The 23,674-nt window shown below is 70.4% G+C and carries 24 protein-coding genes; 9 read left to right on the top strand and 15 right to left on the bottom strand.

Annotation, left to right across the window (positions count from 1 at the left end; all coding sequences use genetic code 11):
* Positions 1–51 precede the first annotated feature (51 nt).
* The 12 genes from ACFV9H_RS37710 to ACFV9H_RS37765 all read right to left on the bottom strand — a co-directional run bounded on the left by ACFV9H_RS37710 (position 52) and on the right by ACFV9H_RS37765 (position 9,981).
* Positions 52–585, bottom strand: coding sequence for a TetR/AcrR family transcriptional regulator (locus ACFV9H_RS37710; RefSeq protein WP_385407770.1), 534 nt, complete (start codon positions 583–585; stop codon positions 52–54).
* Positions 585–905: a DMT family transporter gene (locus tag ACFV9H_RS37715; protein WP_385407772.1), complete on the bottom strand. Its 321-nt coding sequence runs from the start codon at positions 903–905 to the stop codon at positions 585–587. Before ACFV9H_RS37715 ends, ACFV9H_RS37710 begins: the two co-directional genes overlap by 1 nt.
* Before the next feature lie 68 nt (positions 906–973).
* Positions 974–2,338, bottom strand: coding sequence for a DUF3616 domain-containing protein (locus tag ACFV9H_RS37720; RefSeq protein ID WP_385407774.1), 1,365 nt, complete (start codon positions 2,336–2,338; stop codon positions 974–976).
* A 162-nt stretch (positions 2,339–2,500) separates the two neighbouring features.
* Complete coding sequence (locus ACFV9H_RS37725) at positions 2,501–2,845, bottom strand: metal-sulfur cluster assembly factor (RefSeq protein ID WP_030027092.1); 345 nt, start codon at positions 2,843–2,845, stop codon at positions 2,501–2,503.
* Positions 2,842–3,303, bottom strand: a complete 462-nt coding sequence (sufU, locus tag ACFV9H_RS37730; RefSeq protein ID WP_030027090.1) for a Fe-S cluster assembly sulfur transfer protein SufU — start codon at positions 3,301–3,303, stop codon at positions 2,842–2,844. The genes ACFV9H_RS37725 and sufU overlap by 4 nt, the downstream gene beginning before the upstream one ends.
* A gap of 28 nt (positions 3,304–3,331) precedes the next feature.
* Entirely contained in the window at positions 3,332–4,588 is a 1,257-nt protein-coding gene (locus tag ACFV9H_RS37735; protein WP_385407777.1) for a cysteine desulfurase, read from the bottom strand.
* Positions 4,585–5,352 (bottom strand): Fe-S cluster assembly ATPase SufC, encoded by a 768-nt coding sequence (gene sufC / locus ACFV9H_RS37740; RefSeq protein ID WP_007263436.1) that lies wholly within the window; start codon positions 5,350–5,352, stop codon positions 4,585–4,587. Before sufC ends, ACFV9H_RS37735 begins: the two co-directional genes overlap by 4 nt.
* A 7-nt stretch (positions 5,353–5,359) precedes the next feature.
* A complete protein-coding gene (locus tag ACFV9H_RS37745) occupies positions 5,360–5,677 on the bottom strand; it encodes a bifunctional 3-phenylpropionate/cinnamic acid dioxygenase ferredoxin subunit (RefSeq protein WP_376659673.1) in 318 nt (105 codons plus the stop codon).
* A complete protein-coding gene (gene sufD, locus ACFV9H_RS37750; protein WP_385407779.1) occupies positions 5,677–6,855 on the bottom strand; it encodes a Fe-S cluster assembly protein SufD in 1,179 nt (392 codons plus the stop codon). The genes ACFV9H_RS37745 and sufD overlap by 1 nt, the downstream gene beginning before the upstream one ends.
* Before the next feature lie 59 nt (positions 6,856–6,914).
* Positions 6,915–8,330: a Fe-S cluster assembly protein SufB gene (gene sufB / locus ACFV9H_RS37755; RefSeq protein WP_385407781.1), complete on the bottom strand. Its 1,416-nt coding sequence runs from the start codon at positions 8,328–8,330 to the stop codon at positions 6,915–6,917.
* Entirely contained in the window at positions 8,327–9,088 is a 762-nt protein-coding gene (locus tag ACFV9H_RS37760; RefSeq protein WP_385407783.1) for a helix-turn-helix transcriptional regulator, read from the bottom strand. Before ACFV9H_RS37760 ends, sufB begins: the two co-directional genes overlap by 4 nt.
* Positions 9,089–9,189: 101 nt before the next feature.
* The gene (locus ACFV9H_RS37765; RefSeq protein WP_385407786.1) at positions 9,190–9,981 is read right to left on the bottom strand and encodes a formate/nitrite transporter family protein; all 792 of its coding nucleotides are present in this window, start codon (positions 9,979–9,981) and stop codon (positions 9,190–9,192) included.
* A gap of 122 nt (positions 9,982–10,103) precedes the next feature.
* Here ACFV9H_RS37765 and ACFV9H_RS37770 point away from each other — a divergent pair, with 122 nt between their 5' ends.
* The 4 genes from ACFV9H_RS37770 (at position 10,104) to ACFV9H_RS37785 (ending at position 13,993) form a co-directional block, all read left to right on the top strand.
* On the top strand, positions 10,104–11,030 hold the full coding sequence (locus ACFV9H_RS37770; protein WP_385407789.1) for an ABC transporter ATP-binding protein: 927 nt from the start codon (positions 10,104–10,106) through the stop codon (positions 11,028–11,030).
* Positions 11,027–11,794 (top strand): ABC transporter permease, encoded by a 768-nt coding sequence (locus ACFV9H_RS37775; RefSeq protein ID WP_385407792.1) that lies wholly within the window; start codon positions 11,027–11,029, stop codon positions 11,792–11,794. The genes ACFV9H_RS37770 and ACFV9H_RS37775 overlap by 4 nt, the downstream gene beginning before the upstream one ends.
* A gap of 68 nt (positions 11,795–11,862) precedes the next feature.
* On the top strand, positions 11,863–12,999 hold the full coding sequence (locus ACFV9H_RS37780; protein ID WP_385407795.1) for a hypothetical protein: 1,137 nt from the start codon (positions 11,863–11,865) through the stop codon (positions 12,997–12,999).
* A gap of 4 nt (positions 13,000–13,003) precedes the next feature.
* The gene (locus ACFV9H_RS37785) at positions 13,004–13,993 is read left to right on the top strand and encodes a heme A synthase (RefSeq protein ID WP_385407798.1); all 990 of its coding nucleotides are present in this window, start codon (positions 13,004–13,006) and stop codon (positions 13,991–13,993) included.
* A gap of 14 nt (positions 13,994–14,007) precedes the next feature.
* On the opposite strand, the gene ACFV9H_RS37790 is transcribed toward ACFV9H_RS37785, so the two are convergent.
* From ACFV9H_RS37790 to ACFV9H_RS37800, 3 genes are all read right to left on the bottom strand, one after another.
* Entirely contained in the window at positions 14,008–15,084 is a 1,077-nt protein-coding gene (locus tag ACFV9H_RS37790) for an amidohydrolase family protein (RefSeq protein ID WP_385407802.1), read from the bottom strand.
* A 118-nt stretch (positions 15,085–15,202) separates the two neighbouring features.
* Positions 15,203–15,571: a hypothetical protein gene (locus ACFV9H_RS37795; protein WP_385407805.1), complete on the bottom strand. Its 369-nt coding sequence runs from the start codon at positions 15,569–15,571 to the stop codon at positions 15,203–15,205.
* 15 nt (positions 15,572–15,586) lie between these two features.
* Positions 15,587–16,528 carry a heme o synthase gene (locus tag ACFV9H_RS37800; RefSeq protein WP_385407808.1) on the bottom strand — a complete coding sequence of 314 codons (942 nt, stop codon included), beginning with the start codon at positions 16,526–16,528 and terminating at the stop codon, positions 15,587–15,589.
* A gap of 246 nt (positions 16,529–16,774) precedes the next feature.
* Between ACFV9H_RS37800 and tkt the strand changes: the two genes are divergently transcribed.
* The 5 genes from tkt to pgl all read left to right on the top strand — a co-directional run bounded on the left by tkt (position 16,775) and on the right by pgl (position 23,624).
* The gene (gene tkt / locus ACFV9H_RS37805) at positions 16,775–18,880 is read left to right on the top strand and encodes a transketolase (RefSeq protein WP_385407811.1); all 2,106 of its coding nucleotides are present in this window, start codon (positions 16,775–16,777) and stop codon (positions 18,878–18,880) included.
* A 34-nt stretch (positions 18,881–18,914) separates the two neighbouring features.
* Positions 18,915–20,033 carry a transaldolase gene (tal, locus tag ACFV9H_RS37810; RefSeq protein ID WP_385407813.1) on the top strand — a complete coding sequence of 373 codons (1,119 nt, stop codon included), beginning with the start codon at positions 18,915–18,917 and terminating at the stop codon, positions 20,031–20,033.
* A 5-nt stretch (positions 20,034–20,038) separates the two neighbouring features.
* Positions 20,039–21,565, top strand: coding sequence for a glucose-6-phosphate dehydrogenase (zwf, locus tag ACFV9H_RS37815; RefSeq protein WP_385407816.1), 1,527 nt, complete (start codon positions 20,039–20,041; stop codon positions 21,563–21,565).
* Positions 21,562–22,575, top strand: a complete 1,014-nt coding sequence (gene opcA / locus ACFV9H_RS37820) for a glucose-6-phosphate dehydrogenase assembly protein OpcA (RefSeq protein ID WP_385407818.1) — start codon at positions 21,562–21,564, stop codon at positions 22,573–22,575. The genes zwf and opcA overlap by 4 nt, the downstream gene beginning before the upstream one ends.
* A 266-nt stretch (positions 22,576–22,841) precedes the next feature.
* The gene (gene pgl / locus ACFV9H_RS37825) at positions 22,842–23,624 is read left to right on the top strand and encodes a 6-phosphogluconolactonase (protein WP_385407821.1); all 783 of its coding nucleotides are present in this window, start codon (positions 22,842–22,844) and stop codon (positions 23,622–23,624) included.
* The last annotated feature ends 50 nt before the right edge of the window (positions 23,625–23,674 follow it).

Here is a 23,674-nt window from a genome sequence, read left to right on the forward strand (position 1 = left end):
GCGTTTGAGGCGCGGGGTCTGGGGCGGAGCCCCAGGAAGCGGCGGCGCCCGCTAGGCGGACCGCAGGACCCGGCTCAAGATTTCGCGGGCGTACGCCTCGTCGTACTCCGCGTCCGTCAGGAGGACCTGCAGGCTGATGCCGTCCATGACGGCGACCAGCGCGCGGGCCGTCACCGGATCGGTTCGCGGGGCCAGCGCCGCCACGACCGACTCGCACCACTCCGCCGCCACCGGCCGCAGCGCCGGCCGGCGCAGGGCCGCCAGGTAGAGCTCGTACTCCAGCTCGACCCGGCTCCGGTCGGCCGTCAGGAACTCCCCGAGCAGGCGGGCCAGCGCCCCCGCCAGGTCCGGCTCCGGCAGGGCCGGCGCGGGGGTGAAGCCCTCGTTGGCCTGACGGAGCGCCGCGACCATCAGGTCGTCCAGCGTCTTGAAGTGGTACGTCGTCGACCCGAGCGGTACGTCGGCCTCCGCGGCCACGCTGCGGTGGCTCAGCCCCGCGATGCCCTTGGCGCCCACCACCCGGATCGCCGCGTCGATGATCCGCTGCCGCCGGTCGGGGTCGTAGCGCCGTACGCCGGCGGGCATCAGTGCGCCCCGCCGAGGTTGAGTAGGACCACCCCGCAGATCACCAGCGCGAGGCCGGCGATCTTCGCGGCGGTGGCCGCCTCCCCCATGAACACCATGCCGATGGCGGCGATGGCGGCCGTGCCGACGCCCGCCCAGATCGCGTACGCCGTGCCCACCGACATCGACTTCAGGGTCTGCGCCAGCAGGGTGAAGGCGATGACGTAGCCGAGCAGCGTGCCCAGCGACGGCCACAGCTTCGTGAAGCCGTCGCTGTACTTCATCGCGGTGGTTCCGGCGACCTCGGCGGCTATGGCGGCGGCAAGCAGTACGTAAGGCACCGGACCGAGTGTACGGGTGTACGCATCGTTGCGTACACCCGTACACATCGCCGTGCGCAGCCGCCGGGTCAGCCCAGCGTGAACCAGGCCGCGCGGGCCTTCTTCCACTCCGGGTGCGTGAGGTCCTTGGCCTCCGTGCCGTCCCCGTACAGGTCCGCGGAGCCGCTGTCCGTGATCAGCTGCACCCGGGCGCCCGGCACCGACAGGTCGGGCACGTCCACGACGGCCTCCCAGCCGCCCGGGTCCGTGGTGGGCAGGTCGGCCCGCTTGACGGGCGCGTGGCCGGGGACGCCGTCCCACTGGTAGAGCGCGTACGGGTCCGTGTTGTCGTCGGCGGCCCAGGAGCCCGCCAGGATCAGGTACTGGTTCGCCGCGTTCTTGCGGATGTCCCGCACGGACAGTCCGCCGAGGTCCAGTTCGACGCCCGCGCCGAAGACCGCCGTGGCCCCGGTCGCCAGGACCTGGTCGAAGTTGGTGACCGGCACGATCAGGGCCTTGCCGCCGAGCGCGGCCGGCGCCAGCGGGGCCCGGAAGCCCACGTAGGCCGTGCTGGTCGAGCCCGGGGCGAACTCCAGCCCCTCCACGTTGAACCCGTCGACCTGCTTCGGCACCTCGCCCGCCGCGGTACCGGCCGCGAAGCCGTACCGGTCGCCGTTCGCGACGTCCCAGGCCACCAGGTCCTCGCGCAGCTTCTTGTACGAGCGCCCGTAGGCGAGCTGCGTGGCCGACCCCGAGCCGGTCACCTTGGTGGTGAACACGGTGTTCCGGGGCGCCTTGTACTCGCCGTCCTTGTTGTTGCCGAGCGAGCCCGTCCAGTAGACGGTGTCACCGATGCGGGTGGCCCCCTCGATGTCCACCTCCTTGCTGACCCCGAGCTGCGAGCTGAAGTCCCAGGTCCGCACGGGCGCGCCCGAACGGGCACGGTCGTAAAGGCGCAGCACGTTGGACTCGTCGTCCGCGACGATCGTGTACCCGCCGCCCACGTCCACGGCGGCCGAGGCGTCCGAGGACCCGGTGAGGTACCGCGCCTCGGCCGGGTTCTGCACGGCGTCCGAGGCGGCGTAGTACAGCGTCTTGGTGGCGGTCTTGCCGCCGAGCCCGGTCACCTTGACCGTCAGGTTGGTGTAGCCGCGCCCCCGCGCGGTGACGGCGAGCTGCCGCACCGCTCCGGCGCCGGTCACGGTGACGTCCCCGGTCCCGGCGACCGAGGTCCTGCTCGAAGCGGAGGCGCTGACCGTCAGCGCGGAGGCGTCCGCTCCGCTCTGCCCCACGGTCACGTTCACCACGGGGTCGCCCACGGCGCCGACGGCCCCGGACACGTAGGACGCGGAGAGCGTGATGGTCGGTGTCCCGTACGTGACGGCCTGCGCGGGCGCGTTCGCCGCGACGAGCAGCAGCGCCGCGATCCCTGCGATGGACAACTGCTTCTTCATCGGTGACCCCCACGAACGAACCCGTACGGCCGCCGCGTCGTGACGGCCGTCGAGAAGATTCGGCCACCGTGGCCAACTCCCGGTGCACGCCACTTGTCGGCCCGGGGAACAGGGAGGGCCCCCGGCACGACCGTGCCGGGGGCCCTCACATGTACACGTCGGTCAGACGTTGAAGCCGAGCGCGCGGAGCTGCTCACGACCGTCGTCCGTGATCTTGTCCGGGCCCCACGGGGGCATCCAGACCCAGTTGATCCGGAGTTCATTGACGATGCCGTCCGTCGCCGACTTCGCCTGGTCCTCGATGACGTCCGTCAGCGGGCAGGCCGCCGAGGTCAGGGTCATGTCGAGGGTGGCGATGTTCGCGTCGTCGATGTGGATGCCGTAGATCAGGCCCAGGTTGACGACGTCGATGCCCAGCTCGGGGTCGACGACGTCGTAGAGGGCCTCGCGGACCTCTTCCTCGGTGGCCGGCTTGGTCGACGCCTCGGGCGTCGCGTTCTCGGTCATGCCGTCTTCCTCTCCGCGTCGCCCAGAGCCTGGGCCGTCGCGTCCTTCCACGCCATCCAACTCAGCAGAGCACACTTCACGCGAGCCGGGTACTTGGAGACGCCGACGAACGCGACCGCGTCCTCCAGCACCTCCTCCATGGCCTCGTCGGGTTCGATCTTGCCCTTGGACTGCATCATCTCCAGGAAGACGGCCTGGATCTTCTGCGCCTCGGCCAGTTCCTTGCCGACCAGCAGCTCGTTGAGCACGGACGCGCTGGCCTGGCTGATGGAGCAGCCCTGGCCCTCGTAGGAGACGTCGGTGAGCGTCTCGCCGTCGTACTTCACGCGGAGCGTGATCTCATCGCCGCACGTCGGGTTGACGTGGTGCACCTCGGCGTCGCCGTCGCGCAGGCCACGCCCGTGCGGGTGCTTGTAGTGGTCCAGGATCAGTTCCTGGTACATCGAATCCAGCTTCACAGCGTCCTCGTCGTCCTCGTCGCCCTAGTCAGCCGAAGAAGTTCCGTACGTGCTCCAGCCCGTCGATCAGCGCGTCGACGTCCGCGGGAGAGGAGTACAGGTAGAAAGACGCTCGCGTGGTCGCCGGAATTCCGTACCGCAGGCAGACCGGGCGGGCGCAGTGGTGTCCCACGCGGACCGCGATGCCCTGCTCGTCGAGCACCTGGCCGACGTCGTGCGGGTGGATGTCGCCCAGCACGAAGGAGATCGCGGCCCCGCGGTCCTCGGCCGTGGTGGGGCCGATGATCCGCAGGTCGGGCACCTCGGCGAGACGCTTGATCGCGTACTCGGTGATCGCGTGCTCATGAGCGGCGATCTTGTCCATGCCGATCGCGGTGAGGTAGTCCACGGCCGCGCCGAGGCCGACGGCCTGGGCGATCGGGGGCGTACCCGCCTCGAACTTGTGGGGCGCCGGGGCGTACGTCGAGGCGTGCATCGACACGGTCTCGATCATCTCGCCGCCGCCGAGGAACGGAGGCAGGTCCTCCAGGAGCTCCTGGCGGCCCCAGAGGACGCCGATGCCGGTCGGGCCGCACATCTTGTGACCGGTGAAGGCCACGAAGTCGGCGCCGAGCGCCTGCACGTCCAGCGGCATGTGCGGAGCGGCCTGCGAGGCGTCGATCAGCACCAGGGCGCCGACGTCCTGGGCGCGCCGGACGATCGCCTCGACCGGGTTGACCGTGCCCATGATGTTGGAGACCAGCGTGAAGGAGACGATCTTCGTCTTCTCCGTGATGACCTCTTCGATGTTGGACAGGTCGAGCCGGCCGTCGTCGGTGAGGCCGAACCACTTCAGCTTCGCGCCGGTGCGCTGCGCGAGCAGCTGCCACGGCACGATGTTGGAGTGGTGCTCCATCTCCGTGATGGCGATCTCGGTGTCGCGGTCGACCCGGTAGGGCTCGTCCGCCCAGCCGAGCATGTTCGCGACCAGGTTGAGCGACTCCGAGGCGTTCTTGGTGAAGATCACCTCGTCGCGGCTCGGTGCGTTGATGAAGGCGGCGACCTTGTCGCGAGCACCCTCGTACAGCGCCGTGGCCTCCTCGGCGAGCACGTGCACGCCACGGTGGACGTTGGCGTTGTGCTGCTCGTAGTACTCGTTCAGCGCGTCGAGTACCTGGCGCGGCTTCTGGGAGGTCGCCGCGTTGTCCAGGTAAACGATCTTCTTCCCGTCGTGGACCACACGATCCAGCAGGGGGAAGTCCTTGCGGATCGCCTCGATGTCGAGGAGGCCAGGCAACTGAATCACGCGGTCGCGCCACCCTTCGTGCTGTACGACTCGTAGCCTTCCGCCTCCAGCTTGTCGGCGAGCTCGGCACCACCGGACTCGACGATGCGGCCTTCCGAGAAGACGTGGACGAAGTCGGGCTTGATGTAGCGGAGGATCCGCGTGTAGTGCGTGATCAGCAGCGTGCCGACCTCGCCGGTCGCGCGGACGCGGTTGACGCCCTCGGACACCTGGCGCAGCGCGTCGACGTCGAGGCCGGAGTCGGTCTCGTCGAGGATCGCGATCTTCGGCTTGAGGAGCTCCAGCTGGAGGATCTCGTGGCGCTTCTTCTCACCGCCGGAGAAGCCCTCGTTGACGTTGCGCTCGGCGAAGGCCGGGTCCATCTGGAGCTGCTCCATCGCGGACTTGACCTCCTTCACCCAGGTACGCAGCTTCGGCGCCTCGCCGCGGATGGCGGTGGCCGAGGTGCGCAGGAAGTTGGAGACCGAGACGCCGGGGACCTCGACCGGGTACTGCATGGCGAGGAAGACGCCGGCGCGGGCGCGCTCGTCGACGGACATCTCCAGGACGTCTTCGCCGTCGAGGGTCACGGTGCCACCGGTGATGGTGTACTTCGGGTGACCGGCGAGCGAGTACGCGAGGGTGGACTTGCCGGAGCCGTTCGGACCCATGATGGCGTGCGTCTCACCCTGCTTGACGGTGAGGTCGACGCCCTTGAGGATCTCGCGGGCGCCGTTCTCGGCCTCGACGGAGACGTGCAGGTCGTGGATTTCAAGCGTTGCCATGGATACCTCAGGACTCCTGGGTGAGGGAGACGAGCACGTCGTCCCCTTCGATCTTTACGGGGTATACGGGGACGGGGCGCGTCGCGGGCAGACCGGAGGGCTTGCCGGTGCGCAGGTCGAAGGCCGACCCGTGCAGCCAGCACTCGATCATGCAGTCTTCGACCTCGCCCTCCGAGAGGGAGACGTTCGCGTGCGAGCAGATGTCGTTGATCGCGAACACCTCCCCGTCGGTGGAGACGATGGACACCGGCGTGCCGTCGAGTTCCACCCGCTTCGGGGTGTTCTCCTCGAGCTCGCTCAGCGTGCAGACCTTGAGGTACGTCATCAGACGGCCGCCGCCAACTCGGCCTCGATCTTCGCGATCAGGCGCTCTTCGATGTCCGCGACACCGATCTGCTGGACGAGCTCGGCGAAGAAGCCGCGCACGACCAGGCGGCGGGCCTCGTCGGCCGGGATGCCTCGGGACCGCAGGTAGAAGAGCTGCTCGTCGTCGAAGCGGCCGGTGGCGGAGGCGTGACCGGCGCCGACGATCTCGCCGGTCTCGATCTCCAGGTTCGGCACCGAGTCGACCCGCGCGCCGTCCGTGAGGACGAGGTTGCGGTTCATCTCGTAGGTGTCGGTGCCCTCGGCGGTCTTCTCGATGAGCACGTCACCGATCCAGACGGCGTGGGCGTCCTGGCCCTGGAGCGCGCCCTTGTAGACCACGTTCGACTTGCAGTGCGGGGCGTCGTGCGTGACCAGGAGGCGGTGCTCCTGGTGCTGGCCGGCGTCCGTGAAGTAGAGCCCGAGCATCTCGGCCTCGCCGCCGGGGCCCGCGTAGGTGACGCGCGGGTGCAGGCGGACCAAGTCGCCGCCGAAGGTGACGACCACGGACTTGAAGGTGGCGTCGCGACCGACCAGGGCGTTGTGCTGCGAGGTGTGGACGGCGGTGTCGTCCCAGTCCTGCACGGACACGAAGGTGACCTTGGCGCCGTCGCCGACGAGGATGTCGACGTTGGCGGCGCGCACGCCGTCGCCCGTGTGGTCGATCACGATGATCGCCTCGGCGAACGGCTTGATGTCGAAGACGGTGTGACCGAAGGTCGTACCGCCCTCACCGTGCAGCGCGACGCGGATCGGCTCGTCGAGCACGGTCTCCTTGGGCACGGTGACGACCGTGGCCTTGGCGAACGAGGAGAACGCCTGCGCGGAGACCCGGTCGACGGGGGTGCCGGCCTTGCCGATCCGCTCGTCGCCGCGCTCGACGGACTCGACCGTCACGCCCTCGGGCGCGTCGATCTGGGCCTTCATGGTGCCGTTGGCGACCGCGGTGCCGTCGTGCAGACCCTTGAGGCGGGCGAGCGGGGTGAACCGCCACTCCTCCTCGCGGCCGTGCGGAACCGGGAAGTCGGCCACGTCGAAGGACGGGGGCGCGCTCATCCGGGTGGCGACGGTGGACTCGGCGGCCACCGCGATCGCGCCGGCGGTGGTGGAGCCCGCCGGAATGTTCTGAGCCTCAGCCATGGCTGTCGTCTTGCTCTCTTCCTTCGTCAAAGAATGTGCTGCGGACGGGGCGGTCGGGACTAGCCGACCGAGCCCTCCATCTGCAGCTCGATCAGCCGGTTGAGCTCCAGCGCGTACTCCATCGGCAGCTCCTTCGCGATCGGCTCGACGAAGCCGCGCACGATCATGGCCATGGCCTCGAATTCGGTGAGGCCGCGCTGCATCAGGTAGAAGAGCTGGTCGTCGGAGACCTTGGAGACGGTGGCCTCGTGGCCCATCGTCACGTCGTCCTCGCGGACGTCCACGTAGGGGTAGGTGTCCGAGCGGGAGATGGTGTCGACCAGGAGCGCGTCGCACAGCACGTTGGACTTGGAGCCCGACGCACCCTCGCCGATCTCGACGAGACCGCGGTAGGAGGTGCGGCCGCCGCCTCGGGCCACCGACTTGGAGACGATGTTCGAGGAGGTGTTCGGCGCCATGTGGACCATCTTGGAGCCGGCGTCCTGGTGCTGGCCCTCGCCCGCGAAGGCGATGGACAGGGTCTCGCCCTTGGCGTGCTCGCCCATCAGGTAGACGGCCGGGTACTTCATGGTGACCTTGGAACCGATGTTGCCGTCGATCCACTCCATGGTCGCGCCCTCGTACGCCACGGCGCGCTTGGTGACCAGGTTGTAGACGTTGTTCGACCAGTTCTGGATGGTCGTGTAGCGGCAGCGGCCGCCCTTCTTCACGATGATCTCGACCACGGCGCTGTGCAGCGAGTCCGAGGAGTAGATCGGGGCGGTGCAGCCCTCGACGTAGTGGACGTAGGCGTCCTCGTCGACGATGATCAGCGTCCGCTCGAACTGACCCATGTTCTCCGTGTTGATACGGAAGTAGGCCTGGAGCGGGATGTCCACCTGGACGCCCTTGGGGACGTAGATGAACGAGCCACCGGACCAGACGGCGGTGTTCAGCGAGGCGAACTTGTTGTCGCCGACCGGGATGACCGTGCCGAAGTACTCCTGGAAGAGCTCCGGGTGCTCCTTGAGCGCGGTGTCCGTGTCGAGGAAGATGACGCCCTGCTCCTCCAGGTCCTCACGGATCTGGTGGTAGACGACCTCGGACTCGTACTGGGCCGCGACACCGGCGACGAGGCGCTGCTTCTCCGCCTCGGGGATGCCGAGCTTGTCGTACGTGTTCTTGATGTCCTCGGGCAGGTCCTCCCAGGAAGCGGCCTGCTTCTCGGTCGAACGCACGAAGTACTTGATGTTGTCGAAGTCGATGCCCGAGAGGTCGGAACCCCAGTTCGGCATGGGCTTCTTGTCGAACAGCTTGAGGCCCTTGAGGCGGAGGTTCAGCATCCACTCCGGCTCGGACTTCTTCGCCGAGATGTCGCGGACGACCTCTTCGGACAGACCCCGCTTGGCAGCCGCGCCGGCCGCGTCGGAGTCGGCCCAGCCGTATTCGTAGGTGCCCAGGCCATCGAGCTCAGGGTGAGCAGTCTCCGTGGTCATGCGGGGTTCCTCCCGGCCGTACTTGCAGATACTGATGTGTCGGTCTGTGTGGCGCTCGCGCTACGCGGAATGAACGTCGTGCACACCCCGTCGCCGTGGGCGATCGTGGCGAGTCGCTGCACATGTGTCCCGAGCAGGCGGGAGAAGACCTCGGTCTCCGCCTCGCAGAGCTGCGGGAACTGCTCGGCGACATGCGCGACCGGGCAGTGGTGCTGGCAGAGCTGTTCACCGCTGTGCGGACCGGGAGCGCTCTTCGCCGTAGCAGCGTACCCGTCCGCGGTCAACGCCCTGGCAAGGGCCTCCGTGCGGTCCGCCGGGGCGGCCGCGTCGACGGCTTCCCGGTAGCTCCGCGCCTGCGTCTCCATCCGGGCCCGGGCGAAGGCGGCAACGGCCGCCTCCCCCTTCTCGCCCCCGCCGACGGACTGCGCGATCCAGCGCAGGGCGTCCGCGGCGAGCGCGTCGTAGGACTGGTCGAAGGCGTCGCGGCCGCAGTCGGTGAGCGCGAAGACCTTGGCGGGCCGACCCCGGGTGCGCGCGCCGTACACGCGCTGCTCACGGGGTGCGACCACGTCGTCGGCGACGAGCGTGTCGAGGTGGCGGCGGACGGCGGCCTGGGTGAGGCCGAGGCGCTGGGCGAGGTCGGCGACGGTGGACGGACCGTGGTCCAGGATCGAGCGCGCCACGCGGTTGCGGGTTGACCGCTCCCCGGTGGCGAGCTCCCCCTGGGGGGTCTCGGTCTGCCGTTCGCCGTATTTCACAACGCCATTGTTGCGTAATTAACCGAGCCCCGACAAGCCGTGACCGAGGCCACTCCTGGTGGCATCCATCACTAAGGGTTACCTAATTTGTCGACGCAGAGTTATTCGGAGGCAAACAATCCACCTTCCCGCCCGGCCCCTCCGGCGAACCAGTACACGGCTCCCACCAGCAATCCTCCACCCACGACGTTTCCCGGCACGGTGAAGATCAGATTTTGGAAAAGATCACTGACCGACGCTGAGCCATCCAGGATCGCGAGGCTGAAAAGGGCCATGTTCGCGACGCAGTGTTCGAATCCCACGGCGACGAATACCGCCACCGGCAGCCACAGCACGAAGATCTTCGCGGCGTCGCCCCGGGCCCGGGTGAACATCCAGACGCCCAGGCAGACGAGCATGTTGCAGAGCACCGCGCGCCAGAAGAGCTGCCCGCCGCCGAGCGCGATCTTCGTGTGCACCATCTCGGTGAGCATGGCCCGGGCGGACGGCGTGGAGGTCACCCCGGAGGCGTGCACCATCGCCCCGAAGCCGAAGGCCCCGAGCAGGTTGCCGGTCAGGCACAGGGCCCACGAGGACAGCAGGTCCTTGACCCCGGTCCGGCCGGACAGCGCGCCGACCAGCATCACCATCACGTTGCTCGTGAAGAGCTGGGCGCCGGCGAACATCACGATCGTCAGTGCGATCGGGAAGACCGCGCCCTCCAGCAGCTTCACCCCCGCCGAACCCTTGGCCGCGAACGGCGAGACCGCCACCAGCAGCAGCACCTCGCCGATCGCGATGTACGCCCCGGCGAGCATCGCAGACACGAAGAACCGCGGCGGGTGCCCCAGGTCATGGGCCTTGTGCTCGGCCTGCCCCGAGGTGGCTTCGACGTTCTGAGCGATGCTGTTCACCCTTCGACGCTAGGGCCCGGGCCGCGGCCCGACCGCGCGAAAAGGTCATCAATGGGCGGGCCCGTGACCCTCGCGCCCCCGGGACCTTGGGCCCCCTCCCCGGCTCCGTAGACTCATCCCCCATGAGCAACGACCCCGCCGTGGAGATCCGCGGACTGGTGAAGCGGTACGGCCCCAAAACAGCGGTGGACGGACTGGACCTCACCGTCCGCAGGGCCTCCGTCACCGCGGTCCTCGGTCCCAACGGCGCGGGCAAGACGACCACTGTGGAAACCTGCGAGGGCTACCGCCGCCCCGACGCCGGAACCGTCCGCGTCCTCGGTCTCGACCCGGTCGCCCAGGCCGAGGCACTGCGCCCCCGGATCGGCGTGATGCTCCAGTCCGGAGGCGTCTACTCCGGAGCCCGCGCCGTGGAGATGCTGCGCCACATGGCCAAGCTGTACGCCGACCCGCTCGACGTGGACCCCCTGGTGGAACGCCTCGGCCTCGGCGGCTGCGGCCGCACCCCCTACCGCCGGCTCTCCGGCGGCCAGCAGCAGCGCCTGGCCCTGGCCATGGCCGTGGTCGGCCGCCCCGAGCTGGTCTTCCTGGACGAGCCCACCGCCGGCCTGGACCCGCAGGCCCGCCGCGCGACCTGGGACCTCGTACGGGAGCTGCGCGCCGACGGGGTCTCCGTCGTCCTCACCACCCACCACATGGACGAGGCCGAGCAGCTCGCGGACGAGGTCGCCATCGTCGACGCGGGCCGCGTCATCGCCCACGGCAGCCCCGAGCAGCTGTGCCGGGGCGGCGCCGAGAACACCCTGCGCTTCACCGGCCGCCCCTCCCTCGACCTCGCCTCCCTGCTGAAGGCGCTGCCCGACGGCACCGAGGCCAGCGAGCTCACCCCGGGCGTCTACCGGGTCACCGGCGACGTCCACCCGCAGCTGTTGGCCACCGTCGCGTCCTGGTGCGCGCAGCACGGAGTGATGCCGGACAGCCTCTCGGTGGAGCGGCACACCCTCGAAGACGTTTTCCTCGAGCTCACGGGCAAGGAGCTGCGCGCATGAGCGCCGGTACGTTCACCCCCGCACCGGGAGCGGCCCCGGTTTCCCGCATGATCCTCGCGCAGACGGCGCTGGAGACCCGGATGCTGCTGCGCAACGGGGAGCAGCTGCTGCTGACCGTGATCATCCCGGCGCTGCTGCTGACCCTCTTCTCGGCCGTGGACATCATCGACACGGGTTCGGAGAAGTCCGTGGACTTCCTGGCCCCCGGCGTCCTGGCCCTCGCCGTGATGTCCACCGCCTTCACCGGCCAGGCCATCGCCACCGGCTTCGACCGCCGCTACGGGGTCCTCAAGCGGCTCGGGGCCTCCCCGCTGCCGCGCTGGGCACTCATGGCGGCCAAGACCCTGTCGGTGCTGGTCACCGAGGTGCTCCAGATCGCCCTGCTGACGGTGATCGCCTTCGCGCTGGGCTGGTCTCCGCACGGGAACCCGCTGTCGGTCGCCGCACTGATCCTCCTCGGCACCGCCGCCTTCTCCGGGCTGGGGCTGCTGATGGCGGGCACCCTCAAGGCCGAGATCACCCTGGCCGCCGCCAACCTGGTGTTCCTGTTGCTGCTGGTCGGCGGCGGGGTGATCGTGCCGCTGGAGAAGTTCCCGGACGCCGCCCAGGCCGTGCTGGGCCTGCTGCCCATCTCCGCCCTGTCCGACGGTCTGCGCGAGGTGCTCCAGCACGGGGCGGCGCTGCCGTGGGGCGACGCGGCCGTGCTCGCCGCCTGGGCCGTACTCGGTCTGGGCGCCGCCGCGCGGCTCTTCCGCTGGGAATGAAACCCTTCCCCTCGCGACGGCACAGCCGCGAGGATGGGCGCCTCCACACATGAAGCCGGGGGGCGGACATGGTGCAGCGGGAGGCCGTACTTCGGCTGGACGAGCAGTGGGCACGGGTGCGGTCGGGGGCGGCGCACGCGGAACCCGAGGAACGCGAGCGGCTCCTCGACGAGCTGATCGGCGCCCTGCGCCCGCTCACCGACGACCCCGAGTGCACCGCGCTGCTGGGGCTGCGGCTGGCCGACCGGGCGGCCCTGCGCTTCGCCGAGGGGGACCGCGCCACCGCCCTCGCCACGATCGAGGAGGGCCTGCGGAGCTCCGAGCGCGCGGCCCCGTACTCCCCCGACTACGCCCGCTGGTACGCACGCGGGCTGATCAACCACGGGGTGTGGCTGGCCTGGCCGCTGAGCGACGACGCACGGCTGCCGAGGCACCCGCTGGGGCCGGCAGCCTCCGAGGGCCCGAGCGCCATGGAACGGGCGGCCGGCGAGCGGGCCCGTGACCTGACCCGCACCGCAGTCGAGGTGTGGTCGGGCCTGGACCAGCGCGATCCGGTCAATCGGCGGGGGCTCGCCCAGGCGAAGGTGTTCCTCGGGGACCGCCTCGCGGAGCTGGGTCTCGCGGAGGAGGCGGTGGCCTGGGCGGTGGACGCGGAGGCGGACTTCCGGCAGCTGCTGCTCGCGGACACCGGCCCGGAGGAGTCCGAGGAGGCCGAGGAGGCCCTCGACCACATAGGCCGCCAGTTGGAACTGCGCCTGCGGTTCCTGGCCTTCACCTCCCTGGTCCGCTTGCGCGCGGAGGGGCTGCTGCCCGAACGGCTACTGCCGCAGGCCGTGGTGGCCGCCCGTATCCAGGGGGTGGCGGAGGACGAGATCGCCGCGCGGCTGGGGCTGAGCTCCGAGCAGGTGCACACGATGCTGGACGTCACCCCGTGGCTCGCGGTGTGGCGCGTGGAGGTGCGCGGCACGGACGGCCTGTGGAACGTAATAGGTCATCCCTGGCATGGCTCTACAGAAGTGAGAAACAGGACAGCCTCGGACGTAGCGTCAGAAGTGGCGCACGCCTTCGCGGCCTCGGCCGACTGTCCGGGCGACGGCGGCCATTGGCGCATCCGCCTGTGGTGGCACGAGGAGGGCGACCCGGCCGGCGCCCGGTTCCGCCTGACCGTCGGCCCCGAGGCACCTCTCGACACCACCCCCTCGTGAAACTTTGCACAAGGCGACGCCTACGATAGGGGCCGTGTTGAACCCATTCGCATACATCGCCGACCGCTGGACGCCGTCACCCCGGACCGTCCGGCGGGCAGCGACCGCCGCGCTCCTGATGAGCGTGGCCATCATCGTCACCGGCGGCGCGGTGCGGCTGACCGGATCCGGTCTCGGCTGCGACACCTGGCCCAAGTGCACCGACGACAGCCTGGTCGTGACGCAGGCCCAGGGCTTCCACGGCGCCATCGAATTCGGCAACCGGATGCTGACGTACGTGCTCAGCGCGGCCGTCGGCTGGTTCATCCTCGCGGCCCGCTCGACCAAGCCCTGGCGGCAGTCCCTGACGAAGCTCGGCTGGGCCCAGTTCGCCCTCGTCATGGGCAACGCGGTGCTCGGCGGCATCACCGTTCTGACGGGGCTCAACCCGTACAGCGTCGCCGGTCACTTCCTGCTCGCCACCGGCCTGATCGCGGTCACCACCGTCTCCTGGCAGCGCACCCGTGAGGGCGACGGCGCCCCCCGGCCGCGCGTGCCCGGTCCGGTGCGCAAGCTGTCGTGGGCGCTGATCGCCACCACCCTCGTGCTGATCGCGGCGGGCACGGTCGTCACCGGCTCCGGACCGCACGCCGGCGACAAGAGCGAGATCAAGCGGATGCCGTTCGACTGGGCGGCCACCGCCCATGTGCACGCCGTCGCCGCGTGGCTGGTGTGCGCGCTGGCCGTGGCGATGTGGCTGGCGCTGCGGGTCGTGGACGCGCCCACCGACACCCGGGCCCGCGCCCGCGATCTGCTGATCGTGCTGCTCGCGCAGGGCGGCATCGGTTACGTGCAGTTCTTCACGGAGCTGCCGGAGCTCCTGGTCGCCGCCCACATGCTCGGCTCCTGCCTGGTGTGGATCGCGGTGCTCCGGATCGCTCTGAGCCTGCGCGAGCGGCCCGTGGAGCAGGCGGAGATCCCGGCCCAGGGCGACGCGCAGCTCTCCACCGTCTGATCCGACGGCGGGCCCTACCCCCGCTCGTCCAGCCGGTAGACGCGGCGGGCGTTGCCCGCCGCGACCAGGGCGGCCACCCGGTCGGCGTCCCGCCAGGACCAGGACCCGTCGGCGACCCAGCCGCCCAGCACCCGGCCCAGCGCCTCCCGGAAGACCAGGGCGCCGACCGCGTGCAGCTCGGGCAGCCGGCTCCCGCCGCTGGAGAACATCAGCTTCCCGAACGGCGCGATCTCCAGCAGCTCCGCGAGCACCGTCGCGGCGCCGGCGCCGGTCCGCCCCAGGGCCGCGCCGGTGTCCGCGTAGACGTGCGGGAAGGCCGCGGCCAGCCGCGCCGCGTGCCGGTGGTGGGGGTACGAGCCCAGCAGTACGAGCCGCGCGCCCAGGCCCTCGGTGGCCCGTACGAAGCCGGTCAGCGCGGCCTGCTCCCCCGCGCCCGCGTGCAGCTGGAGCGGCAACCCGGAGGACACCGCGCTCCACAGCAGGTGCCGCAGCAACACGGGGTCCCGTACGGCTCCGCCCCTGGTGCGCCGGTCCAGCCACCGCCCGGCCGCCCCGCGCACCTCGCCGGGGCCGGGCGGCTCGGCGGCGAAGCCCGGGGCAGCGGCGCAGGTGAAGGCCGCGGCACCGGCGGCGGCATGGTGGACGGCCTCGGCAAGGTTGGCGAGGAAGGCGGCCACCGTCCCGGAGGTGTCGGCGACCTGCTCGGCCAGTAACTCCAGCCGGACCGTCTCCAAGGCCTCCGCGTCCCCCGCGAGCGCCAGTTCCTTGGGCCCGGTGAGGTCCCCGGCCTCCCCGGTGTCGACCAGGTAGGCGGCGACCGCGGAGCCCCTCAGCAGCAGCCGCGCCGACTCGGCCACGCCGAGCTCGCGGCGCCGGGCCAGATAGCGGGCGGGGGCGGCGTGCGGCTCCAGCCCGAGCAGCGGCGGGCACCAGCGGCGCACGGCGAAGCCGGTCTGGGTGTCGAAGAAGGTGGTCCCCGCGGCGGGCGGGCCCGCCGCAGGGAGCAGCTGGGCCTCGAAGGTGCCCAGGCCCAGCTCCGTACGGAGTACTCCGTGGCAGTACTGGTCCACCAGGGGCGGCGTTTCGATCATCCGGGCATCCCGTTGCGGACGTGAGGAAGGGGCTTCCACACGTCCTAACGGGTGAGCGGGGTGTGAGGTGTTTCTCGTGCTGTTGACCGAGACGGCACCGGGGCGCCGGGAGGCCGGCTCAGGCCGCCGGGTTGGCGGTTCCGCCGAGCTGGATTCCGGCCATGCGCGTCCACTCGTACGGGCCGGTCTTCACCCGCGCGGCGAACTCGCCGTCGAACTCCTCGTGGAGGGTCAGCCCGGCCTTCTCGGCGGCCAGCTGCGCCACGGCGAAGCTGGGGGCGACCAGGTCGCCCCAGCCGCCGTCGGTGCCCACGAGCACGATGCGGGTGCCGGCCTGGCCGATGTGGGCGATCTGACCCTCGGCGCCGCCGTGGTGCTTGGCGAACGCGCCGATCTGCTTGGCCAGCTTCGTCGCCGTACGGTCCTGCTTCTTGTCCGCGCCGCCTGCGGCGGCCGCGGTGTCTGCGGTGTCTCCCATGGAGGGCATGCTACCGGTGAGTAATCAGCGGAGGAAGGGATCCACGGCCACCGCCACGAAGAGCAGCGACACATACGTGATGGACCAGTGGAACAGTCGCATCTCCTTGAGCTTCGCGCCCGTCACGCCGGCCTTGGCCCGTGCGTGCAGCGCGTGCGCCTCCCACAGCCACCAGCCGCCCGCGACCAGCGCGACCGCGGTGTAGAACCAGCCGGTGTAGCCCAGCGGGGTCAGCAGCAGCGAGACCGCCACCATCACCCAGCTGTAGAGCACGATCTGACGGGCCACGACCTTGTTCCCGGCCACGACCGGAAGCATCGGCACGCCGACGCGCGCGTAGTCGTCCTTCACCTTCATCGACAGCGGCCAGTAGTGCGGCGGCGTCCAGAAGAAGATGACGAGGAAGAGGATGACCGCGGCCCAGGAGACCTCGTTCTTGACCGCAGACCAACCGATCAGCACCGGCATACAGCCCGCGATGCCGCCCCAGACGATGTTCTGGGCGGTGCGCCGCTTCAGCAGCATCGTGTAGACGACCACGTAGAAGAGGAGCGCACCGAGCGCGAGCGCCGCCGACAGCCAGTTGACGATCAGCCCGAAGAAGAGGGTGGAGACCACTCCGAGGGTGATGCCGAAGACCAGGCACTCGCGCGGGCTGACCATGCCGGTCACCAGCGGGCGCTGCGAGGTCCGGTCCATCAGCGCGTCGATGTCGCGGTCGATGTACATGTTCAGCGCGTTGGCGCCGCCCGCGGACAGGTAGCCGCCGAAGCAGGTCGCGAGGACCAGCCACAACGAGGGCACGCCCTGCTCGGCGAGGAACATCACCGGGACTGTGGTGATCAGCAGAAGTTCGATGATCCGCGGCTTGGTCAAAGCCACGAAAGCCATGGCCCGGGCCCCGAACGGCCGGTGACCGGGGCTCGTCCCGAGCACCCCCGCTGGACGGGATTCGACGGCCGTCACACGCACCCCTGAGAGAGAAACCAGCAAGCTCCGTAAGGGCTTGCACGTACCACGCCACTGTAGACGTTGGTCTTACGTCGCCCTGCGCGGGGGTCGCGTCGTGTTGGCCCGAACGGAGCTGAACAACCAGTGACAGAGTGTGGGCACTCGAATAGCTGCACGCTGTTACGGGGGTAGGCTCGGAATCGCGCCGGTGCACCGTTCGTCACCGGGATTCATACATGTGGAGAGGAGCCCTGACCCACGGTGAGCACCAAGCCGACGACCACAGAGCTCGACTGGACCGAACTGGACCAGCGGGCCGTCGACACCGCCCGCATCCTGGCCGCTGACGCGGTTCAGAAGGTCGGAAACGGCCACCCCGGTACGGCTATGAGCCTGGCCCCCGCCGCGTACACCCTCTTCCAGAAGGTCATGCGGCACGACCCGGCTGACCCCGAGTGGGTTGGCCGCGACCGCTTCGTGCTCTCTGCGGGGCACTCGTCCCTCACCCTCTACACCCAGCTGTACCTCGGCGGGTTCGGGCTGGAGCTGGACGACATCAAGGCGTTCCGCACCTGGGGTTCCAAGACCCCCGGCCACCCGGAGTACGGCCACACGGCCGGCGTGGAGACCACCACCGGCCCCCTCGGCCAGGGCATCGCCAACGCGGTGGGCATGGCCATGGCCGCCCGCTACGAGCGCGGCCTGTTCGACCCGCAGGCCCCCGCGGGCACTTCGCCGTTCGACCACATGGTCTACGCGATCGCGGGCGACGGCTGCCTCCAGGAGGGCATCTCCCACGAGGCGTCCGCCCTCGCGGGCCACCAGAAGCTCGGCAACCTGGTGCTGCTGTGGGACGACAACCACATCTCCATCGAGGGTGACACGGAGACGGCCGTCTCCGAGGACACCATGAAGCGCTACGAGGCGTACGGCTGGCACGTCCAGCGCGTCGAGCAGCAGGAGAACGGCGACCTCGACCCGAAGGCGCTGTTCGCCGCCCTCCAGGCCGCCAAGGCCGAGACAGAGCGCCCGTCCTTCATCGCGGCCCGCTCCATCATCGCCTGGCCCGCCCCGCACGCCCAGGGCACCGAGGCCTCGCACGGCTCGGCCCTCGGCGACGACGAGGTCGCCGCCACCAAGCGCGTCCTCGGCTTCGACCCGGAGCAGACCTTCGAGGTCTCCGACGAGGTCATCGCGCACACCCGCGCTCTCGGCGACCGCGGCCGCGAGGCCCGGGGCGCGTGGGAGAAGGAGTTCTCCGCCTGGCGCACCGCCAACCCGGAGCGCGCCGCCGAGTTCGACCGCATCAACGCCAACGAGCTGCCCGCGGGCTGGGAGGACAAGCTCCCCGTCTTCGAGGCGGGCAAGGGTGTCGCCACCCGCGCCGCCTCCGGCAAGGTGCTCGAAGCGCTCGGCGCGGTCATCCCGGAGCTGTGGGGCGGTTCGGCCGACCTGGCCGGCTCCAACAACACCACCATCGACAAGAACTCCTCGTTCCTGCCGAAGGGCAACCCGCTGCCGGAGGCCGACCCGTACGGCCGCACCATCCACTTCGGCATCCGCGAGCACGCCATGGCCGCGGCCATGAACGGCATCGCCCTGCACGGCCACACCCGCGTCTACGGCGGCACCTTCCTGGTGTTCTCCGACTACATGCGCAACGCCGTCCGCCTCTCCGCGCTGATGCACGTGCCGGTCACGTACGTGTGGACGCACGACTCCATCGGCCTCGGCGAGGACGGCCCGACCCACCAGCCGGTCGAGCACCTCGCCTCGCTGCGCGCCATCCCCGGCCTGAACATCGTCCGCCCGGCCGACGCGAACGAGACCGCCGTCGCCTGGCGCGAGATCCTCAAGCGCCACACCAAGGTGTTCGGCAAGGGCGCCCCGCACGGTCTGGCGCTGACCCGCCAGGGCGTGCCGACCTACGAGCGCAACGAGGACGCCGCCAAGGGCGGGTACGTGCTCTTCGAGGCGGACGGTGGCGACGCCCAGGTCGTCCTCATCGGCACCGGCTCCGAGGTGCACCTGGCCGTCGAGGCCCGCGAGCAGCTCCAGGCCGAGGGCATCCCCACCCGGGTCGTCTCCATGCCGTCCGTCGAGTGGTTCGAGGAGCAGGACCAGGAGTACAAGGACAGCGTCCTGCCCTCCTCGGTGAAGGCCCGCGTCGCGGTCGAGGCCGGCATCGGCCTGACCTGGCACCGGTACGTCGGCGACGCCGGCCGGATCGTGTCGCTGGAGCACTTCGGCGCCTCCGCCGACGCGAAGGTGCTGTTCCGCGAGTTCGGCTTCACCGGCGAGGCCGTGGCCGCCGCCGCCAAGGCTTCCCTCGATGAAACCCGTGGCCTCGCCGCCGACGCGCGCTGACGCCGGTACAACACCAGTAGGAGATGCAATTCCCATGACAGACGCACTCAAGCGCCTCTCCGACGAGGGCGTGGCGATCTGGCTGGACGACCTGTCCCGCAAGCGCATCACGTCCGGCAACCTGGCGGAGCTCATCGACCAGTCGCACGTGGTCGGTGTCACCACCAACCCGGCGATCTTCCAGAAGGCGATCAGCGGCGGCGAGGGCTACGAGCAGCAGCTCACCGACCTCGCCACCCGCAAGGTCACCGTCGAAGAGGCCCTGCGCATGATCACCACGGCGGACGTCCGCGACGCCGCCGACATCCTGCGCCCGGTCTACGACCGCACGGACGGCCAGGACGGTCGCGTGTCGATCGAGGTCGACCCGCGCCTGGCGCACAACACCCCGGCGACCATCGCCGAGGCCAAGCAGCTCGCCTGGCTGGTGGACCGTCCGAACACGCTCATCAAGATCCCGGCGACCAAGGCCGGCCTGCCGGCGATCACCGAGGTCATCGGCAAGGGCATCAGCGTCAACGTCACGCTGATCTTCTCGCTGGAGCGCTACCGCGAGGTCATGGACGCGTACCTGGCGGGCCTGGAGAAGGCCAAGGCCGCAGGCCTGGACCTCTCCCTGATCCACTCGGTCGCCTCCTTCTTCGTGTCCCGCGTGGACAGCGAGATCGACAAGCGCCTGGACACCGTCGGCACCGACGAGGCCAAGGCCCTCAAGGGCAAGGCGGCCCTCGCCAACGCCCGTTTGGCCTACGAGGCGTACGAGGAGGTCTTCTCCTCGGACCGCTGGACCGCCCTGGAGCGTGTCGGCGCCAACAAGCAGCGCGCGCTGTGGGCCTCGACGGGCGTCAAGGACCCGGCGTACAAGGACACCCTGTACGTGGACGACCTGGTCGCCCCGAACACGGTGAACACCATGCCGGAGGCCACCCTGGAGGCCACCGCGGACCACGGTCAGATCACCGGTGACACCGTGCGCGGCACCTACGAGCAGGCCCGCGCCGAGCTCGACGCGGTCGCGAAGCTGGGCATCTCGTACGACGATGTGGTGCAGCTGCTCGAGGACGAGGGCGTCGAGAAGTTCGAGGCGTCCTGGAACGACCTGCTGAAGTCGACCGAGGCGGAGCTTGAGCGCCTCGCCCCCACGGAGGCCTGAACACCTTGTCTGTAAACGGAGCGAACCCGCTTCGTGACGCACAGGACCGGCGGCTCCCGCGCATCGCGGGGCCGTCCGGCCTGGTCATTTTCGGCGTTACGGGTGACCTGTCGCGCAAGAAGCTGATGCCTGCCGTCTACGACCTCGCCAACCGCGGCCTGCTGCCCCCGGGCTTCTCCCTGATCGGCTTCGCCCGCCGGGAGTGGGAGCACGAGGACTTCGCCCAGGAGGTGTACGAGGCCGTCAAGGAGCACTCGCGCACGCCGTTCCGGGAGGAGGTCTGGCAGCAGCTGGTGCAGGGCTGCCGGTTCGTGCAGGGGAACTTCGACGACGACGCGGCCTTCGAGACCCTGAAGTCGACGATCGACGAGCTCGACAAGGCGCAGGGCACCGGCGGCAACTTCGCCTTCTACCTGTCCGTGCCGCCGAAGTTCTTCCCGAAGGTGGTCCAGCAGCTCAAGAACCACGGGCTGGCTCAGAAGGAGGGCTCCTGGCGGCGTGCCGTCATCGAGAAGCCCTTCGGCCACGACCTGAAGAGCGCCGAGGAACTCAACAAGGTCGTCCACGAGGTCTTCCCCCGGGACGAGGTCTTCCGGATCGACCACTACCTCGGCAAGGAGACCGTCCAGAACATCCTGGCGCTCCGCTTCGCCAACACGATGTTCGAGCCGATCTGGAACCGGTCGTACGTCGACCACGTGCAGATCACGATGGCCGAGGACATCGGCATCGGCGGCCGGGCCGGTTACTACGACGGCATCGGCGCGGCCCGTGACGTCATCCAGAACCACCTGCTCCAGCTGCTCGCGCTGACCGCGATGGAGGAGCCCGGCTCCTTCCACCCCAAGGCGCTGGTGGCGGAGAAGCTCAAGGTGCTGACGGCGGTGCAGCTGCCGGAGGACCTGGGCAAGCACACCGTGCGCGGCCAGTACGCGGCCGCGTGGCAGGGCGGCGAGAAGGTCGTCGGGTACCTCGAAGAGGACGGCATCGACCCCAAGTCGAAGACCGACACCTACGCGGCCATCCGCCTGGAGATCAACAACCGCCGCTGGGCGGGCGTCCCCTTCTACCTGCGGACGGGCAAGCGCCTGGGCCGCCGGGTGACGGAGATCGCGGTGGTCTTCAAGCGGGCTCCGTACCTCCCGTTCGAGTCGGGCGCGACGGAGGAGCTGGGCCAGAACGCCCTGGTCATCCGGGTCCAGCCGGACGAGGGCGTCACGGTCCGCTTCGGCTCCAAGGTCCCGGGCACCTCCATGGAGGTCCGCGACGTCACGATGGACTTCGCCTACGGCGAGTCCTTCACGGAGTCCAGCCCCGAGGCGTACGAGCGGCTCATCCTGGACGTCCTGCTCGGCGACGCGAACCTCTTCCCGCGTCACCAGGAGGTCGAACTGTCCTGGAACATCCTCGACCCGATCGAGGAGTACTGGGACAAGCACGGCAAGCCCGCGCAGTACCCGGCGGGCACCTGGGGGCCGGTCGAGGCGGACGAGATGCTCGCACGAGACGGACGGAGCTGGCGCCGGCCATGAAGATCGACCTCACGGAGACCAACTCCAGCAAGATCAACGCCGCGATGGTGCAGGCACGCCGGGACATCGGCACGCCGGCCATCGGCATGGTCCTCACGCTGGTGATCGTGACCGACGAAGAGAACGCGTACGACGCTCTCAAGTCGGCGAACGACGCGTCCCACGAACACCCCTCGCGGATCGTCGTCGTCATCAAGCGGGTCAGCCGCTCGCCGCGCAGCCGCCGCGATGCCCGTCTCGACGCGGAAGTCCGCGTCGGGGCGGACTCCGGCAGCGGTGAAACGGTTGTGCTCCGCCTTCACGGCGAACTGGTCGACCACGCCCAGTCGGTGGTTCTCCCGCTCCTGCTGCCGGACGCTCCGGTGGTCGTCTGGTGGCCCGAGGGTGCCCCGTCCGACCTGGCGGGCGACCCGCTGGGCGCGCTGGGGCAGCGCCGGATCACGGACACGTACTCCTGCGAACAGCCGATCGGGGCGCTCGCGGCCCGGGCGGCGTCCTACGCACCCGGGGACACGGACCTGTCCTGGACCCGGATCACCCCGTGGCGCTCGATGTTGGCGGCCGCGCTGGACCAGCAGGCCCTGAAGGTCACCTCGGCGACCGTGGAGGGCGAGGACGACAACCCGAGCTGCGAGCTGCTGGCCATGTGGCTGGCGGACCGTCTCGGCGTGCCGGTCTCGCGCACCCTCTCGGCGGGCCCGGGCCTGACGGCCGTGCGCCTGGAGACCAAGGACGGCGTGATCGTCCTCGACCGGGCGGACGGATCCCTGGCCACGCTGTGCATGCCGGGGCAGCCCGACCGTGCGGTGGCGCTGAAGCGCCGCGACACGGCCGAGCTCCTGGCGGAGGAACTCCGCCGCCTGGACCCGGACAACACGTACGAGGCCTCGCTGAAGTTCGGCGTGGCCCGCCTGAACCCTGCGGAGGCTCCGGCCGAAGCCCCGGCCAAGGCGGAGGCCGAGACCCCGAAGCCGGCGCCCAAGCCGGCCAAGAAGGCGGCGGCCAAGTAGCGAAGCCGCTGCGCGGGGCCTCCCCGCCCCGCCCCTTCCCGAAACTGGGGCTCCGCCCCAGACCCTCCCCCAGACTCCGTCCGGGGGGACCCCCAGTCCTCAAACGCCGGACGGGCTGAAAGATTCAGCCTCGCCGGCGTTTGAGGCGCGGGTCCGGGCAGAGCCCGGGAAACGGAGAAAGGGCGGGGCGGGGAGCGGCTCCGCGCAGCGGCACCCGCCCGCACCGGAACCACCCGCACAACCAACGAAGGCGGCAGCACATGGGCATGACGACACCCCAGGTCGTCGTCCACCGGGACAAGGAGCTGATGGCCCAGGCCGCGGCCGCCCGGCTCATCACGAAGATCGTGGACGCGCAGACGGCCCGCGGCACCGCGTCCGTCGTCCTCACCGGCGGCCGCAACGGCAACGGCCTCCTCGCCGCACTGGCGGCGGCCCCCGCCCGGGACGCCGTCGACTGGTCCCGCCTCGACCTGTGGTGGGGCGACGAGCGGTACGTGCCCGCCGACGACCCCGAGCGCAACCACACGCAGGCCCGTGAGGCCCTCCTGGATTCCGTCCCCGTCGACCCGGCCCGCGTGCACGTCATGCCGGCCTCCGACGGCCCGTACGGGCCCGACGTGGACGCGGCGGCGGCATCGTACGCCGCCGAGCTCGCGAAGGCGGCCGGCCCCGAGGACCACGGCCCGGTCCCCCGCTTCGACGTGCTGATGCTCGGTGTCGGCCCGGACACGCACGTGGCCTCCCTCTTCCCGGAGCACCCTGCGGCCCGCGAGACCGAGCGCACGGTGGTCGGCGTCCACGGCGCCCCGAAGCCCCCGCCCACCCGGATCTCCCTGACGCTCCCGGCGATCCGCGCGGCCCGCGAGGTCTGGCTGCTCGCGGCCGGCGAGGACAAGGCCGGCGCGGTGTCCATCGCGCTCGGTGGCGCGGGCGAGGTCCAGGCCCCGGCGGCCGCGGCCTACGGCCTGTTCCGCACCCTGTGGCTCCTCGACCGCGCGGCCGCGGCCAAGCTCCCGAGCGGGATGTACCCCCCGGCCTCGTCCTGACCTCACGCAAGGGACGAAGGAACGGCCCCGCACCTTCGCAGGTGCGGGGC

It is taken from the genome of Streptomyces sp. NPDC059874 (assembly GCF_042731135.1).
Classification (GTDB): domain Bacteria; phylum Actinomycetota; class Actinomycetes; order Streptomycetales; family Streptomycetaceae; genus Streptomyces.

Excerpts from the sequence above, each read along its gene's own strand:
- ACFV9H_RS37745 (WP_376659673.1), bottom strand. The coding sequence starts at position 5,677 with ATGACGTACCTCAAGGTCTGCACGCTGAGCGAGCTCGAGGAGAACACC.
- opcA (WP_385407818.1), top strand. The coding sequence starts at position 21,562 with ATGAAGATCGACCTCACGGAGACCAACTCCAGCAAGATCAACGCCGCG.
- ACFV9H_RS37770 (WP_385407789.1), top strand. The coding sequence starts at position 10,104 with ATGAGCAACGACCCCGCCGTGGAGATCCGCGGACTGGTGAAGCGGTAC.
- tal (WP_385407813.1), top strand. The coding sequence starts at position 18,915 with ATGACAGACGCACTCAAGCGCCTCTCCGACGAGGGCGTGGCGATCTGG.
- pgl (WP_385407821.1), top strand. The coding sequence starts at position 22,842 with ATGACGACACCCCAGGTCGTCGTCCACCGGGACAAGGAGCTGATGGCC.
- sufB (WP_385407781.1), bottom strand. The coding sequence starts at position 8,330 with ATGACCACGGAGACTGCTCACCCTGAGCTCGATGGCCTGGGCACCTAC.
- ACFV9H_RS37725 (WP_030027092.1), bottom strand. The coding sequence starts at position 2,845 with ATGACCGAGAACGCGACGCCCGAGGCGTCGACCAAGCCGGCCACCGAG.
- ACFV9H_RS37790 (WP_385407802.1), bottom strand. The coding sequence starts at position 15,084 with ATGATCGAAACGCCGCCCCTGGTGGACCAGTACTGCCACGGAGTACTC.
- ACFV9H_RS37775 (WP_385407792.1), top strand. The coding sequence starts at position 11,027 with ATGAGCGCCGGTACGTTCACCCCCGCACCGGGAGCGGCCCCGGTTTCC.
- ACFV9H_RS37795 (WP_385407805.1), bottom strand. The coding sequence starts at position 15,571 with ATGCCCTCCATGGGAGACACCGCAGACACCGCGGCCGCCGCAGGCGGC.
- ACFV9H_RS37720 (WP_385407774.1), bottom strand. The coding sequence starts at position 2,338 with ATGAAGAAGCAGTTGTCCATCGCAGGGATCGCGGCGCTGCTGCTCGTC.
- sufD (WP_385407779.1), bottom strand. The coding sequence starts at position 6,855 with ATGGCTGAGGCTCAGAACATTCCGGCGGGCTCCACCACCGCCGGCGCG.
- ACFV9H_RS37780 (WP_385407795.1), top strand. The coding sequence starts at position 11,863 with ATGGTGCAGCGGGAGGCCGTACTTCGGCTGGACGAGCAGTGGGCACGG.
- sufC (WP_007263436.1), bottom strand. The coding sequence starts at position 5,352 with ATGGCAACGCTTGAAATCCACGACCTGCACGTCTCCGTCGAGGCCGAG.
- ACFV9H_RS37710 (WP_385407770.1), bottom strand. The coding sequence starts at position 585 with ATGCCCGCCGGCGTACGGCGCTACGACCCCGACCGGCGGCAGCGGATC.